The following is a 13498-nucleotide window of genomic DNA, read 5'->3' as shown; positions in this document are numbered from 1 at the left end:
GTTGCTGGGATGTGACGCAACTCAACCTCCGGGGCTCCGTTTCTCCGCACCCGAAACCCGGCGGTCGTGGGGCAAGTTTTACGCGGGAACTTTGCGCAGACTATAACTATATATTCAATAAAACTATCTTTACGAGATTAGTGTAATAATTCAACAACCAATTTCCGGCAGTCATCGAAGATTCATTAAAAAACCAGGGCGGGGTGCGACGGTCCCGGCCGCCCTTAAATTTGTTCCACAATATGCTGCAGCCGCAATTAGCTTGTGTTGAACACTCACACCCACGAAAACAAAAAGGGGCGCGGTGTCAGCTACCCCTCGTTGGTCTTGGGAACCTTTGCGCGGAAGCTGTCCTGCGCCCCTGTCGTGTCCCGCCATAGAATAAGCGGAACATAACAAGGACTGACAACCATTATACCGCACTAACAACCTCTTTCGAGGGTCCCAAGTTCACGAGGGTATAAAGAGTTGTTTACCCTTTATGTCGTTATGTCCGTCGGCTAAGCCGAACTATTTATCCGCAAAGGTAGCATAATTTGTGCAGTCACTAAGTTTAATTCGCTACAAATATAAGCAAAATAATTATTCCCCCTGCTAATAGGCCGTGATAATTGAATAAAAATACTGATTTTTTTGTATTTATGGAAAGGAAGTCCCGTTACAAAGACCCTGAATTGGCAAAAAAATTAGTCGAACGGATAAAAGAGTTACGCAAAAATCATAAGATTGCCCAAGAAACGGCGATAGACCAATCCCACTCGGATATATACAGATATGAAGCGGGGCGTAAAATTCCTAATATCATGTCTATCCGAAAAATCTGCGAACTCTATAACATCACGCTACGGGAATTTTTCGATACGGACTCCTTTGACTATCCGCTGAAGAAATAATATTTTGAAGAAAGGACAGTCCAAAAGACGGGATAGTAGGCTTACGGAACTGATTGCCGAACGCTTGAAAGAGTTGCGTTCAGCGAGAAAGTATTCGCAAGAATATGTGGTTGAGCATACTAAATAGTATTCATAAATAGGAAACCGCAAGGCTACGGTTTCACATAAAAACGGTTTACATATTTGCAAATATGTATGAAAATGCAAAAGGGCCGTTACTATATCGACCAAGAACTTGTCGGAAAAATTGCGCAAAGAATCAAGGAGCTGCGCAATGAACACGGTCATACCCAAGAATATCTTATCGAACAGGTGCATTTGAGTATCAACAGCTACGAAGTCGGACACAAAGTCCCTACACTGATGTCGATTCTCAAAATATGCGAATTTTATGGAATTTCGCTCAGCGATTTTTTTGCTCCGATAAATTATCCTCCGAAAAAATAACCGACACACCCAAGGCAGAAAGACAAATCTTTCTGCCTTATTTATTGTGACCGTATCGGCGCGGCTTCGTACACCTCGACACGACGGCTACTGCCGCTCGGCGTCCAACTGCGCGCGCGACTTGGAACGGGTGACGCACCAAACCCCGGCGAAGACGCACAACGCGGCGGCAGCCTTGGAAAGACCGAACGAATCCAACCCTACGGCGATGGTGAACGCCACGGCGACGACGGGCTGCACGTAATTGTAGATGGAAACCACCGTAGGTCTCAGATAACGCTGCCCGATGGGGACCATGAAATAGGAAAGGAATGTCGAGCAGACGACCACGTAACCGATACCGCCCCAGGTCCGCGGCGAAAGAGCGGCATAGTCGACCTCGGACAAAGGCCGGAAATAGACGGCGACCGACACCGCAGCGGCGAAAAGGAACATCCATTTCATGGTGGTGACGGGCGAATAACGGACGATGGTATTGCGGAACGCCGTGAGGTAAACGGCGTAGCTGACGGCGCTGACGATGCAAAGGAAATCGCCGACGATGCTGGACGTCTGCCCCGCGCCGTGCTGGCTGACATAGACCAGCAACAGAGCCCCGAAACAACCCAGCGCGACCCCGCCCGACTTGAGCCACGTGATGGGCTCGCGGAGGAAGAACATGGCCAAAATCATGGTGAGGACGGGAACGATGGTGGCGATGATGGACGAATCAATGGGCGAAGTGAGCGACAAGCCCCACAAAAAGAGCATTTGGTTGAGCTGGATGCCGAAAACCGAAGCGAACAGCAACATCAGCACGTCGCGCGGCGCGACCCGCTCGCGGGGCAGGAACGCCGAAACGGCCCAAAAGAGCAGGCAGGCCCCGACCATGCGGAAGACGCTGAGCGCAAACGGATTGACCCCGCCGGGATTCTGCCCCGAGACGAGCACGCCCTTGCAAATGGGAGCGTTGAGCCCCCAGACGATATTGGCGACCCACAGGGCCGCATGGCCTTTGAACTTACTGATGTCCATGAACCGACGCAAAGAAAGGCCCTATTCCGACAACAGACTTTCGCGCCACGCTGCGGGCACGGGCTCGCCGGACTGCCGGGCGAAACTGAAGACGACCATGACGGAACGGCTTTCGGAAAGGGTCTGCCCGCCGACGACAAGCCGCTGGAAAAGGGTGATGCTTTTGTTGCCGACTTTCTCGCAGGTGGTCAGCACGCGCACGTCGTCGTACAACCGGACCTGCCCGATGTAGGAAGTGGAAGTCGAAACGGTGACGATGCGCAAATCGCCCAACAAGACCTCGGCGCCGAGCACCTTGCGATAGAAATCGACCTTGCCGACGTCGAAATAAGCCTGCTGCGCGACGTTGTTGACGTGCATGAACGGGTCGATGTCCGAAAAACGCTGCTGGACGGGAGTTTCGAGAACGCGTGCCATCAGTCGCGGATAATTCGGACCTCGCCGCCCTCGCCGAACGCGATGATCGACGAAGCCTTGCGGGTGGGTTTGCCCTCGAAACGGGGATTGACGACGAAATCGACCCCCTCGACCAACTCGCGGGCGACCTCCTGCAAACCGGCGGGAGCCTCATGGCCGGAGATGTTGGCGGAAGTCGAGACGACCGGACGCCCGAAAGCCCGGAGCAGCTGCCGGCAGAATTCGTGGTCGGGAACCCGCACGCCGAGCGTACCCTCGTCGGGAACGAGGTTCGGCGCGACGCCGACGGCGCCCGGCAAAATCAGCGTGAGGGGCTTGGTGGCCAACTCCATGACCTCGAAAGCGATGCCGGGAGCCCGGTCGACATAGCGCACGACCATGTCGGCCGAAGCGCAGAGCACCAACATGGACTTCTTGTTGTCGGACTGCTTGAGACGGTAAATCTTGGCCACGGCTTCGGCGTTGGTAGCATCGCACCCCAACCCCCAGACCGTGTCGGTGGGATAGAGAATGACACCCCCCGCGCGCAGGACCCGGACCGCCTCGGCGACCTCCTGCTGCATGGCGTTGGACTGCTGCATGGCGAAACTATTTGAAAGGCAGGATTTCGATCCAGTAATCGTCGGGGTCGGCGATGAAGTAGAGCCCCATGTCGTGGTTCTCGAAGCAGATGCAGCCCATTTCGCGGTGGAAAGCCCGCACAGCCTCGTAATCGCCCGCGACGCGCAGACACAGGTGGCTCTCGTTTTCACCGAGCTCGTAAGGCCCCGAATGGTCGCGCAGCCACGTAAGCTCAAGCCGGAACCCGGTTTCGCCGTCGCCGAGGTAGACCAGCGTGAAACTGCCGTCGGCAGCCTGCTTGCGGCCTACCTCCCTCAACCCCAACGCCTTGCCGTAGAAAGCCAGGCTGCGGTCGAGGTCCGTGACGTTAATGTTAAAATGGTCGAAACGACTTCTGATTTCCATCCTGCAACGGCTATTTCATCATCACCTCGGCCGACCCGATGGCCCGCCCCTCGCAATAGAGCTGGATGCGATAAGTACCAGGCGTGAAACCGGAGCTGTTGAAGTAGATACCCACCTCGAGGTCCTGGTTCTGGTAATCGACCGAACGCATGGCCGAATAAGGCATCCGCTCGCCCTCGAACTCGAACGCAGGCGTGGCGTCGGTGGTGAGCAGATAACCGTCGGGCGACGTGATACGCACGTAGACGGTCTTCTCGCCGGGGCTGGCCAAGTCGTTGGCGGACAAGACGAAATCGACGCGCAGACGCGACGCGTTCTTGATACGCGAAACGGGCTTGCTACGGTCGTTGAGCGCCGTGAGCCGGATGTCGCGGGCCCGGATGACCGACCCGGCGCGCACCTTGTTGTTGAGCTCGGCGGCCTTCTCCTCGGCCATGTCGGCGCGGAGGTTGGCGGACGAAATCTCCTTGCGGAACGAAACATTCTCCTCGATAAGCTGCTTGTTGAGCGTATTGAGCGAATCTATCTGCTTGATATAACCGCGCATGATGGTCCGCAGGGTCCCGACCTCCTTCTCGTACTGCTTGATTTTGGCCAGGCTCCACGAACGCTCCTTCTTGAGCCGCCCCATCAGCGAATCGGCGCGCTCGCGCTCGAAACTGAGACTGGCGGAAATGGTGTCGTTCGTAATCCGGAGGTTGTCGAAATCGGTCATCAGACGCCCGAGGTCGTTCTGAATCGAATCGCGCTCGACCTGCAGCAGCTGGTTGTCGAGCATCTGCTGACGGTGGATGCTGAAGTAGAGTGCGGACAAAGCCACCAGGATGACCGACAGGATGATGATGACGATGCGGTAACCGCGGATCGACTTGTCGGCATCGGGCTGCGAAACCCCGTAATCGTCCTCCTCGAACTCGGAAGGATCGTATCCCATGTTGTTCTCTTTCATACTGCAATACTGCTTTGAGGGTCAGGTTTTGCGGGCCGCGGAAGCATGTGCGGGCGCATTCCTGCACTTCTCGGTTCTATACCGTTTTCGTGCCGTCTTCTTGCCGCCGCCACACCGTTTCCTGCGCTGCCTTTAACACCGCCGCGCGTCACCGGACCGGAACTTGACAACGGCAAAATTAAACAAAAAACCGGATAAACCGCACGCCTTGAGCGGAGAATTGCATTTTTTGTGCTATCTTTTCAAAAGAGAGGCCGCGGCCCCGGGAATGTCAAATAAATTTGGTATTCCGCTCGCCTTGCGTTATCTTTGCATGCGGGCAGGCCGCGTTCCGGCAGTCCGTATGCGGATATGGTGTAATTGGTAGCCACGTCAGACTTAGGATCTGATGCCTTACGGCGTGGGGGTTCGAGTCCCTTTATCCGCACAATTATTAATTATGTGAACGGCCGGGAAGACACCCGGTCGTTTTTTAGTTTGGGGCTACTATGGAAAGAAACGTCCTAACTATCCGGGAAGAAAATTGACCGTATAAAACAGCGAAGCACAAGGGTTTGGGGGTCCTTGTGCTCCGGTCCTTTGTTCATTCTGTCGTAGATGGCTTTGTCGCAGAGATAGAGATTAAGAATGAACATCGGAGGTTGTTGTTGGTGTAATTGTTAAAAATGGGTGCGGAGCAAAAAAAACGTTGCTGGGATGTGACGCAACTCAACCTCCGGGGCTCCGTTTCTCCGCACCCGAAACCCGGCGGTCGTGGGGCAAGTTATATATTATCAGTTATTCGGCAGGCAGTCTTAAAAAACCAGGGCGGGGTGCGACGGTCCCGGCCGCCCTTAAATTTATTCCACAATATGTTGCAGCCGCAATTAGCTTGTGTTGAACACTCAACGCCCACGAAAACAAAAAAGGGCGCGGTGTCAGCCCCTTACAGCAGGTCATAGGAAACCCGAATCGGAAAGCTGTCCTGCGCCCCTGTCGTGTCCCGCCATAGAATAAGCGGGACATAACAAGGACTGACAACTTTTATACCCGATCCAAACCCTCCCAAGAGAGGTTCCTATGTTTGCTGCAAGGTATAAAGAGTTGTTTACCCTTTATGTCGTTATGTCCGTCGGCTAAGCCGAACTATTCTCTCGCAAATTTAGCATAAAATCCATGTTCGTTATATGATTTCGGTGCAAATATAGGAAAAAATATTCTATTCCTACGAATTCATAGGGATAAAAATGGCGGTTTCGGAGTGTTCTTTGTAAAAAATATTGAGTGAAGCATACAAACGATAAGTTATTGCACTCAATCGCGGCCCGGTTGAAACAGCTCCGAACCGATCGTGGTTATACCCAAGAAGTGGTTACCGATCAAACCGGAGTGAATGTCGGGCTGTATGAAATCGGAACTACAAATATTACGGTTATACTTTTGACTGTATTATGCAATTTTTACGAAGTGACATTGGAAGAATTTTTCCATAATATGGAATACGAAAAATAATATATATCTTTACTTCCAGTTCAGAATGACATATCGGCAATTTTCCGTTTCGTTATTTTGAACCGCAGGCAAAAGTTCTTGCTTTGACTGCAAAAATTATTTCCAAAAAGTAACACACGACGCAACTTCCGAGGCGGAAAGAAACTGATTTCTTTCCGCCTTTTTGTTTTATTGCCGGACTTTTCGTTATATTTGAATTTGTGAAAACATATTCCGTCCCGGCACAATGAACCCCCAACTTACCGCCATCCAAAACAAAATCTATGAAATCCGCGGCCAGCGCGTCATGCTCGATTTTGACCTTGCAGCACTTTATCAAGTCGAAACCCGCACGCTCAAGCAAGCGGTACGGCGCAACATCGAACATTTTCCCGAAGATTTCATGCTCCGACTGACTTCTGATGAAGCTAATTATTTGATAGTCACTGGGAGATCACAAAATGTGATATCCCCGGACTACAATATCGGCTCTACGGAAATGTTCGCATTTACAGAGGAAGGTGTAGCCATGCTTTCGGGTATATTGCGCAGTAAAGTTGCCGTGGATATTAATATTGCAATCATGCGTGCATTCGTAGCGATGCGCAACTACATTATGACGACCACAACCATGACGGCTGAACTTGCGGAAATCCGGGCGAAGCTGGCGCTTCTGGAACGCAATGACGAAGACAATACCGAAGCCGTGAACGACCTTTCGGAAGACATGCGCAAGGAACTGGACAATATCTACGAAGCGATTGCGGCTTTGTCAGTCAAGGTACCCCAGGCTCGAAAACCCCGCCGGGCCATCGGGTACAAAACCGGAGAGGAGGAGTGAAAACAAAAAAGGTTGCAAACCACTGCTTGCAACCTCATCGGAATCCGATTCGCTGGCGGAGAGAGAGGGAAATGAACTTACAATTCAAATCCATTTATATCAGAATCTTACAAATACTCCCAAATCAAAATACACCGAATAGGCCACAGCCGATTTGCATCGTTTTACCCTGCGTTGCACTTGGTCAATACAAAGATACAAATTTTATCGCAAAAATAAAATTCGCTTTTATATCAAAAGCACATATGAATAATTAAGCTAATTTCAACTATTTTATTTCATTATACAACGCCAGCCCTTTTGCTGTCAGCAAATATTTCTGTCTCGGGTGATTCGGTTTATCGGGATATAACACCTTGAGGATGCCGGCCTCGAAAGCAGGATTTATATAATTCTCTAAAAATGTCGGACGATGCTTCAAACCGACCTTTGCCATTAGCTCTTTCAGCGATAATTGCTTGTTTGATAAGGCAAACAATAAAGTGAGAACTTGTTCGGTAGGTTGTTCGGTACTTGTACGGTCAATATACCGCGTCGGCTCTGCAACCAGCTTTTCGGGAGCATTGACAACCATATACCGATTCCGTAACTCGTTGTTCTCGCCCAATAACAGATTGCGGAAAAAGCGCTCCAAATACTCGGAGTTACGCATGATGCCTTTTTGTATGTTTTGGTAATTGGCGCGTACCAAAGCATTACGAAAATACCACGAGTGATTGGCGAACAAGTCGTTCGTTACATCGAAGCCCATTGAACGGAGGTAAAGAATCGTGAACACAGCTGCAGTCCGGGTATTTCCTTCTCCGAACGGATGGATTTGCCACAATCCCGATACGAATTGAGCGATATGGCTCACAAGCCCGTTTCTATCCACTTTGGAATAATCAAACAGACGCTCCTGCTCCAAATCGTATTCAATCGCCTTGCGAATATCGTGAGTGGAAACATACAACACAGTGTCTCCGCGTAGCACCCATTCTTTTTTGGTGATGTTATAATCACGAATCTGCCCTGCGAATTTGAATATACCGTCGAAGATCCGACGATGAATTGATATTAGCCCGACAAGCGTAAAGGCGAAGGTCTTCTCGGTAAGGAGCCGACGAATATTAGTCGAAGCCGTATCTGCTTCGTGCTTTTCGATATCTTCCGGCGTATGCGAATCTTTCGACTGATAGTAACTCCGAATAAGCTGTTCGGCTTCGTCAATCGTAATTTCGCCCTCGATATCTTTGCAGGCGGTCTCGATAAGGTAATCGGAAGGCTTCAAGCCATCGACCGCCTGCAAACCGATAGCGGTTTGCCAAGCATAGCCTTTCTCTCGCTTTTGCGGTTCACCTTGGCGTATATATTCGTCGAAACTAATCATGTCGCAGTCATTTAATTCCTAATTTATGATAGAGTTCTATCATCGATTCTCTGAGATACGTGTAGGATTGTGGTGCACAAATCTGATCTTTCAAATCGGTTAGCGGTTTCGGCGATAACAACTTGTGTACGGTTTTGATTTTAATCGCATAGGAATCTTGATAATTCGCAAAATAGTGCATAAAGAAATCTTCGGATATTCCCGCATGATTTTTTGTCCTTTTCCAAACTTCTTTCGGGGTTCCTTTGATGACCGAATCGATTTCGATAAAAGCGACAATCATTTTAATCGGAGCCGTTGCGTATACGACAATGTATCGTATATCCGTGGGAATACGCTTGCGATATTCGTATCGCTTCTCTCCTGATAGTATTTTTTCAATATGATTTGGATGAATGGATAATATTATTGTTTCAGTTTTCATGTACCAATGCTGAATATTGTTCGTTACTAATCTGTCGTATGCTTTGTATATATCCTTTTACACCCGCATCAACAAGGCTTTGATTGGATATTTGTTTATCGAGTGCTTTATACCGGAATAGGATTACTAAAGTCTGCTTCTCCAAAATATTTTGTATGTCCGAATATTTATATACCGTTCTTTTGGCGATTGCTGGGAATACTTCGTCGATGTTTTCTGAAAACAGAACATCTTCGACGATTCCCATACATTGTATGGATTTTCGGTCTTTGCTTCGGTAAAATAGGATAATATCCCCTTTACGAATCGTTTTGATTTTGGAATGGCACAAATACGCTTTTTTGATTGTGTTGCCTTGACAAGAATACAACGATTGATCTTTTTCGAACAAAGAGCCTTTCATGCTACTGAAGTCCGGAAATAGGTCTTCGTGAAATTGCGGTTGGATGGGAATAATGAATTTCTGAACGGATTCATTATCCTTGAAGTAAGGATAATATTTTATCAGAGATTCCAGACTGTCGCAATTATCATCCCTTAATTTCATCGGTTTGATATAAACATCGTCTTGTTTATATTTGCCAAGAAAGGAAAAACCGTAGTCGGTACACAAACCTACGAGTGTTTTCTGTTCTTCTCCAAACGTATGTAAGTAAACCCAATCCAAATCGTTCTTTACGCAGTAATCGAATGCGATATATAAAAGGCGTTCCCCCAACTTCTTCCCACGAGCTTTTGGATCAACCTTAAACGTGCAAAGTTTCAAAATGCGACCGGGAATAATGTCTCCGTTATCAGTCAGCGGTGTATCCTGCTCGTGTTTGTAGATGCAGATTGCTACGATGTTGCCGGTTCCGTCTTCGATGCACCAGCATTTCCGCTTGTCTTCTGCGCATTTCTGAAACCATTTGTCAAAACCGTCATACGACTGTCGTAAAGATTCGAAGAATGGCTGGTTTTTATCTATTTCATATAGAAAACGCTCTTTTACACCGGTGTAATCGAATACAAATGCTTCTGTCGTATATCGCTGGAGTAGAAGTAAACATTGTCCCAACCGATATACTTTATCCTGCAATCCAATTTTCGCGGCTTTTCGGTAAATGCCTTCGTCGTTTGTAACAAGAAGGTGCACTGCACCCCGATATAAAGCGAATAAAACGTTGTTATCTACTCTGTCGTTATCGTTAGATTGCGACAAACCGAGTTCATTGCATTCTTGATCGGAAAGAATCGGAGGATTCTCTATTTGTGAATATTGCTTTAACCGAGATAATACGATTTTCCGTCTTTCCGGATTCTTATCTCGGTTAATATCTTCAAGTTGCATCGGATGAATATACAGACAATGATGCTGCTCTGCGGAGAGTTTCCGCAGTTCGGCAAAGGAAGAATCGAGTATTTTACTCGTATCTTCCAATGGAATGATAATATTTGTGTCTAAAAGTATATTCATTTCGCTCTTTATCTAAAGAAGACAATAACAGTTCAGTAATATGCCGTCATCATTTATTTATTGTAATATTTACAAAGGTAACAAAAAACAGGAATTTAGCCTCGACGTCTCAAGTGAGAGTGCTTGATTTGTAAGCATCCTTGAAATCTCAATAAATAGAGCATGAACATCTGTCGGATTGAATCAATTTGTTATCATACGGATTATTAAAAGTCACGGAAAGTATGATCGACGAGGCAATAAACCGAGTCAACGACCGAATTGCCGACAAATACTCGCTGTAAATTGCTGATAAACAATCGGGCGTCATGGAAAACATTGAATTCTATGATGCCCGTTTTTTTGTCCTCCATCTTTGCACTATCAAAAATTGCAAAGTATGAACGAGAACAGAGACGAACAGATTAACCGGATTCTGAATATCGTGATGGAAATTCTGGAAGACGTGCGCACGCTCCGCACCCGGCAGAACGTCCTGATGGGCGACCCGATGCTGGAGTTCCCCGAAGTGTGCGAGATGCTCAAACAGAGCGAGCGGCAGGTGCGGCGGTTGCGCGAGAGCGGCGAGCTGGTCGGCTTCACCATCGGCCGCCGAAGAATGTATCTGCAATCCGAAGTGGACGACTTCATTCAGCGGTCGAGGAAGCAAAACAAACACAATAAATAATATCGCTATGGAAGAGAAGAAAAAAGAGGCTTATGTCCTGATCGGCGTCGAACGAATGGAGGAGCTGCTGAAAACTCAATTCATGATGAGCCAGAGTGTGCTGCTGTTCGAGTATCTTTGCAGTCAGAGCCGATACCCGCTGTTTCTGTCGGCCAAGTCGGCCTGCGAGGTGCTCGGCCTGAACCCCGAGACGTTGGAGCAATGCCGCCGCAAGCGGACGATCCGTGCCCGGGTCGTCGGGCGGCAGTTCCTCTACAATGCCTACGACTTGGTTGCGCTGTCGTGCAAACTCAACCAGCGCAAGATTCAGCGGGTGCTGCGCAATATCCCGAAGGTTACGGTCCATTAGTCAGTAGGCCATCCCGGAGATCAGCTTCGGGATGTTTTCATTATAGACATGGGTCCGCAGCGACGGTCGGCCCTCGGGGCAATGTAGCGACCGGCTCCGATACACCTTACAAAATCTTTTCCGCACAATCTCCACCCCTGCGGGTCGTATTGCACGGAAAAGATTTTGCCGGTGTCGCCGGTCGCACGTGCTCGCCCCGAAGCCGACCGTTCACTGTCGCAGTGCATGGTCGGGAGATTGTTTAATCAAAACATGTACGACCATGAAAACTCGAAAATTCGAGATTGCGGTGGCGGGCTATTCCGACTACCGCTTCAAGACGCTGGCCCGGGACGGAGTGGAGGCTGTCGTCAAGATCAAATGCTTTCTGCGAAAACCGAATGCGGAGTGTACGATTCTGCGTCCTTTGTCGAACGACCACCTGCGGGAAAACGAATCCTGCCGCGGGCAGGTAGCTGCGCGATGATGAAGTGGATCGACCAGACGCTCTTCGACGACCTCATTCTTACGAACAGCGACCAGGCGGAACGAACAATACGGGACATTCAGCCGCTAATGGAAGAGGTCTTGCCATTTATTGCTGACGCTACCTTACAGTTCCGTGTCTATCACGACGAGACAGACCTCACCAACTATTTGGACAGCGTGAGAATCTGTTTCGTAAGAAACATGATTCTTTTCAGCGTATCCAAACAAACTTACCCGAAAAACACATACCGGATATTGTGCTGCAATGACGATGATCTGCAATATACCGACAACTATTCCAGGATGAAAGCACACGAGGGCCTCGTCGAGCCTCAGCGGATCGGGAAACTCTCGAAACGCAAGGTCGAGGAGTGGGTCGAATATCAGACGCAGTACTATCGGAATCTGGAACGGATCAATGAGGAAAACGTACGGGCGATTCGCGCGCATATCGCCCGACTGGAGCAGATTCCGGATGTGCTTTGGGGCAAGGACCGGCAATCCGGAACCATCGAACGCTATGGCCTCAGTTACTCGTTCCAGGTCGAGCGCACGGGGGTTTCTGAAAACATCAGGTTGTTGCGCTTCGGTCATTCGCTCGATGCATTTCTGGAGATGGCGCGCCCCTATGAATCGGAGCTGCCCGGCAAATCCGAAGCGGCGAATTAGATTTTCCGAAAAAAGCGATTCATGAAACGATTCGAAGTGAAGGTCCGATATACTTTCGACGGACATTATGTTGTACGGGCGGCATCCGAAGCGGATGCTGCCCGTATGGTTTCTAATCAATGCGGGCTGACGCTCGGCGGGGATATCCATACGGCCCTTGACGTTATAGCATGCCCGGATTGGGAGTTTCCTATTCGGCCCGATATGCGGGTTTTATCCATAAAAGACAAAAGTGATGGCACGTTATGATTTTTATCAGGACCGAAAATATACGGTCTGGGAGCGGACGCTTTTTACGGTGGAGGCCCGAAGCCGGGAAGAAGCTATTGCAAAGGCCGGTTCGATCATTCAGAATGATGTTCATACCGTCGACGACGAAACGATCTGCGTCGGTAACGCTGAAATATTATACGATACGCTTGAGGATTTGTCGGTTGAAGACAATGGCGGCAATGCTACGAGAGAGATTTACATGGTCGCACCGCACCAAGATGCGCTGCTTGCCGACAATGCGGATGAAGCTGTGGCGGCCGCTTCGTAGGGCGTAAGGCGGCGCATCGAGCCGCCAGCCTATGGCAAGGCTCCGGCATCGGTTCCGTAAGCCTAAAATTATCAACGGATTCGCAGGCCCGGTTTTTGCTCCGCATAAGAAAAAAGCATCATGCCGTCCGATCCGAAAATACTGAAAATCTTCCGGCCCGAGACCGACTCTCCGGCCCGGATCCCTTTGGCCGAAAGCCCGGTCCATGCGGGTTTTCCTTCGCCGGCCGAAGATTTCCTCGAAGGGTCGCTCGACCTGAACAACCTGGTCATCAAGCACCCCGAAGCCACGTTCTTCGCCCGTGTCGAGGGCGATTCGATGATGGGCGAAGGGATCGTCGAGGGCGACATCCTCGTCGTAGACAAAGCCGCCGAACCTTATGACGGCTGTCTGGCCGTCGCCTTTATCGACGGGGAGTTCACGCTCAAGCGCGTACGCATCGAACCCGGGCGCATCCGGCTCGTTCCGGCCAATCCGAATTATCCCGCCATCGAGATCGGTCCCGACGAGGAGTTTTCGGTCTGGGGCGTCGTGCGCTGGGTCCTCAAACAGGTCTGA

At 49.7% G+C, this 13498-nt stretch carries 18 protein-coding genes and 1 tRNA gene; 11 read left to right on the top strand and 8 right to left on the bottom strand.

From position 1 onward, the window contains the following. The first annotated feature begins 641 nt into the window (after positions 1-641). The gene (locus tag NFR47_RS08535) at positions 642-893 is read left to right on the top strand and encodes a helix-turn-helix domain-containing protein (protein ID WP_301186900.1); all 252 of its coding nucleotides are present in this window, start codon (positions 642-644) and stop codon (positions 891-893) included. A 195-nt stretch (positions 894-1088) separates the two neighbouring features. After that, positions 1089-1340: a helix-turn-helix transcriptional regulator gene (locus NFR47_RS05695; RefSeq protein WP_251214606.1), complete on the top strand. Its 252-nt coding sequence runs from the start codon at positions 1089-1091 to the stop codon at positions 1338-1340. A gap of 87 nt (positions 1341-1427) precedes the next feature. Here the strand turns inward: NFR47_RS05695 and NFR47_RS05690 are convergent, their stop codons facing one another. Genes NFR47_RS05690 through NFR47_RS05670 form a run of 5 tightly spaced genes read right to left on the bottom strand, consistent with a single transcriptional unit; the run spans position 1428 to position 4686 of the window. Then, complete coding sequence (locus NFR47_RS05690) at positions 1428-2354, bottom strand: DMT family transporter (protein ID WP_251214605.1); 927 nt, start codon at positions 2352-2354, stop codon at positions 1428-1430. 21 nt (positions 2355-2375) lie between these two features. Continuing rightward, positions 2376-2771, bottom strand: coding sequence for an acyl-CoA thioesterase (locus tag NFR47_RS05685; RefSeq protein ID WP_251214604.1), 396 nt, complete (start codon positions 2769-2771; stop codon positions 2376-2378). After that, positions 2771-3352 (bottom strand): L-threonylcarbamoyladenylate synthase, encoded by a 582-nt coding sequence (locus tag NFR47_RS05680; protein ID WP_251214603.1) that lies wholly within the window; start codon positions 3350-3352, stop codon positions 2771-2773. The genes NFR47_RS05685 and NFR47_RS05680 overlap by 1 nt, the downstream gene beginning before the upstream one ends. A gap of 7 nt (positions 3353-3359) precedes the next feature. Then, on the bottom strand, positions 3360-3737 hold the full coding sequence (locus NFR47_RS05675; protein ID WP_251214602.1) for a VOC family protein: 378 nt from the start codon (positions 3735-3737) through the stop codon (positions 3360-3362). A gap of 10 nt (positions 3738-3747) precedes the next feature. Then, positions 3748-4686 carry a hypothetical protein gene (locus NFR47_RS05670; protein WP_251214601.1) on the bottom strand — a complete coding sequence of 313 codons (939 nt, stop codon included), beginning with the start codon at positions 4684-4686 and terminating at the stop codon, positions 3748-3750. Between the two features lie 345 nt (positions 4687-5031). Between NFR47_RS05670 and NFR47_RS05665 the strand changes: the two genes are divergently transcribed. Next, positions 5032-5113 (top strand) — tRNA-Leu (locus NFR47_RS05665). Between the two features lie 1290 nt (positions 5114-6403). After that, positions 6404-6997: an ORF6N domain-containing protein gene (locus NFR47_RS05660; RefSeq protein WP_251214600.1), complete on the top strand. Its 594-nt coding sequence runs from the start codon at positions 6404-6406 to the stop codon at positions 6995-6997. A 268-nt stretch (positions 6998-7265) separates the two neighbouring features. On the opposite strand, the gene NFR47_RS05655 is transcribed toward NFR47_RS05660, so the two are convergent. From NFR47_RS05655 to NFR47_RS05645, 3 genes are read right to left on the bottom strand one after another with little or no spacing between them, the layout of a single operon-like run. Next, a complete protein-coding gene (locus tag NFR47_RS05655; protein ID WP_251214599.1) occupies positions 7266-8366 on the bottom strand; it encodes a Fic family protein in 1101 nt (366 codons plus the stop codon). Positions 8367-8373: 7 nt separating this feature from the next. Then, a complete protein-coding gene (locus NFR47_RS05650; RefSeq protein WP_251214598.1) occupies positions 8374-8790 on the bottom strand; it encodes an ASCH domain-containing protein in 417 nt (138 codons plus the stop codon). After that, positions 8780-10246 (bottom strand): GNAT family N-acetyltransferase, encoded by a 1467-nt coding sequence (locus NFR47_RS05645; RefSeq protein ID WP_251214597.1) that lies wholly within the window; start codon positions 10244-10246, stop codon positions 8780-8782. Before NFR47_RS05645 ends, NFR47_RS05650 begins: the two co-directional genes overlap by 11 nt. Before the next feature lie 379 nt (positions 10247-10625). On the opposite strand from NFR47_RS05645, the gene NFR47_RS05640 reads away from it, so the two are divergent. The 7 genes from NFR47_RS05640 to NFR47_RS05610 all read left to right on the top strand — a co-directional run bounded on the left by NFR47_RS05640 (position 10626) and on the right by NFR47_RS05610 (position 13498). Next, complete coding sequence (locus NFR47_RS05640; protein ID WP_251214596.1) at positions 10626-10913, top strand: helix-turn-helix domain-containing protein; 288 nt, start codon at positions 10626-10628, stop codon at positions 10911-10913. Between the two features lie 7 nt (positions 10914-10920). Then, entirely contained in the window at positions 10921-11262 is a 342-nt protein-coding gene (locus NFR47_RS05635) for a hypothetical protein (protein ID WP_251214595.1), read from the top strand. 262 nt (positions 11263-11524) lie between these two features. Further along, the gene (locus tag NFR47_RS05630; RefSeq protein WP_251214594.1) at positions 11525-11728 is read left to right on the top strand and encodes a hypothetical protein; all 204 of its coding nucleotides are present in this window, start codon (positions 11525-11527) and stop codon (positions 11726-11728) included. After that, positions 11725-12399, top strand: a complete 675-nt coding sequence (locus tag NFR47_RS05625) for a hypothetical protein (protein ID WP_251214593.1) — start codon at positions 11725-11727, stop codon at positions 12397-12399. Before NFR47_RS05630 ends, NFR47_RS05625 begins: the two co-directional genes overlap by 4 nt. 21 nt (positions 12400-12420) lie before the next feature. Further along, the gene (locus NFR47_RS05620) at positions 12421-12648 is read left to right on the top strand and encodes a hypothetical protein (RefSeq protein WP_251214592.1); all 228 of its coding nucleotides are present in this window, start codon (positions 12421-12423) and stop codon (positions 12646-12648) included. Continuing rightward, positions 12635-12940, top strand: a complete 306-nt coding sequence (locus NFR47_RS05615) for a hypothetical protein (protein ID WP_251214591.1) — start codon at positions 12635-12637, stop codon at positions 12938-12940. Before NFR47_RS05620 ends, NFR47_RS05615 begins: the two co-directional genes overlap by 14 nt. A 120-nt stretch (positions 12941-13060) precedes the next feature. Then, positions 13061-13498, top strand: a complete 438-nt coding sequence (locus tag NFR47_RS05610) for a LexA family protein (RefSeq protein ID WP_251214590.1) — start codon at positions 13061-13063, stop codon at positions 13496-13498.

This window comes from Alistipes muris (genome assembly GCF_943193205.1).
In the GTDB taxonomy this organism is placed as follows: domain Bacteria; phylum Bacteroidota; class Bacteroidia; order Bacteroidales; family Rikenellaceae; genus Alistipes; species Alistipes muris.
Note: the sequence above shows the minus strand (reverse complement) of the source record. Positions and strands in the feature narration are given on the sequence as shown.

What these genes read in the sequence shown, in the direction of transcription:
- NFR47_RS08535 (WP_301186900.1), top strand. Translation starts at nt 642, where the DNA reads ATGGAAAGGAAGTCCCGTTACAAAGACCCTGAATTGGCAAAAAAATTA.
- NFR47_RS05695 (WP_251214606.1), top strand. Translation starts at nt 1,089, where the DNA reads ATGAAAATGCAAAAGGGCCGTTACTATATCGACCAAGAACTTGTCGGA.
- NFR47_RS05690 (WP_251214605.1), bottom strand. Translation starts at nt 2,354, where the DNA reads ATGGACATCAGTAAGTTCAAAGGCCATGCGGCCCTGTGGGTCGCCAAT.
- NFR47_RS05685 (WP_251214604.1), bottom strand. Translation starts at nt 2,771, where the DNA reads ATGGCACGCGTTCTCGAAACTCCCGTCCAGCAGCGTTTTTCGGACATC.
- NFR47_RS05680 (WP_251214603.1), bottom strand. Translation starts at nt 3,352, where the DNA reads ATGCAGCAGTCCAACGCCATGCAGCAGGAGGTCGCCGAGGCGGTCCGG.
- NFR47_RS05675 (WP_251214602.1), bottom strand. Translation starts at nt 3,737, where the DNA reads ATGGAAATCAGAAGTCGTTTCGACCATTTTAACATTAACGTCACGGAC.
- NFR47_RS05670 (WP_251214601.1), bottom strand. Translation starts at nt 4,686, where the DNA reads ATGAAAGAGAACAACATGGGATACGATCCTTCCGAGTTCGAGGAGGAC.
- NFR47_RS05660 (WP_251214600.1), top strand. Translation starts at nt 6,404, where the DNA reads ATGAACCCCCAACTTACCGCCATCCAAAACAAAATCTATGAAATCCGC.
- NFR47_RS05655 (WP_251214599.1), bottom strand. Translation starts at nt 8,366, where the DNA reads ATGATTAGTTTCGACGAATATATACGCCAAGGTGAACCGCAAAAGCGA.
- NFR47_RS05650 (WP_251214598.1), bottom strand. Translation starts at nt 8,790, where the DNA reads ATGAAAACTGAAACAATAATATTATCCATTCATCCAAATCATATTGAA.
- NFR47_RS05645 (WP_251214597.1), bottom strand. Translation starts at nt 10,246, where the DNA reads ATGAATATACTTTTAGACACAAATATTATCATTCCATTGGAAGATACG.
- NFR47_RS05640 (WP_251214596.1), top strand. Translation starts at nt 10,626, where the DNA reads ATGAACGAGAACAGAGACGAACAGATTAACCGGATTCTGAATATCGTG.
- NFR47_RS05635 (WP_251214595.1), top strand. Translation starts at nt 10,921, where the DNA reads ATGGAAGAGAAGAAAAAAGAGGCTTATGTCCTGATCGGCGTCGAACGA.
- NFR47_RS05630 (WP_251214594.1), top strand. Translation starts at nt 11,525, where the DNA reads ATGAAAACTCGAAAATTCGAGATTGCGGTGGCGGGCTATTCCGACTAC.
- NFR47_RS05625 (WP_251214593.1), top strand. Translation starts at nt 11,725, where the DNA reads ATGATGAAGTGGATCGACCAGACGCTCTTCGACGACCTCATTCTTACG.
- NFR47_RS05620 (WP_251214592.1), top strand. Translation starts at nt 12,421, where the DNA reads ATGAAACGATTCGAAGTGAAGGTCCGATATACTTTCGACGGACATTAT.
- NFR47_RS05615 (WP_251214591.1), top strand. Translation starts at nt 12,635, where the DNA reads ATGGCACGTTATGATTTTTATCAGGACCGAAAATATACGGTCTGGGAG.
- NFR47_RS05610 (WP_251214590.1), top strand. Translation starts at nt 13,061, where the DNA reads ATGCCGTCCGATCCGAAAATACTGAAAATCTTCCGGCCCGAGACCGAC.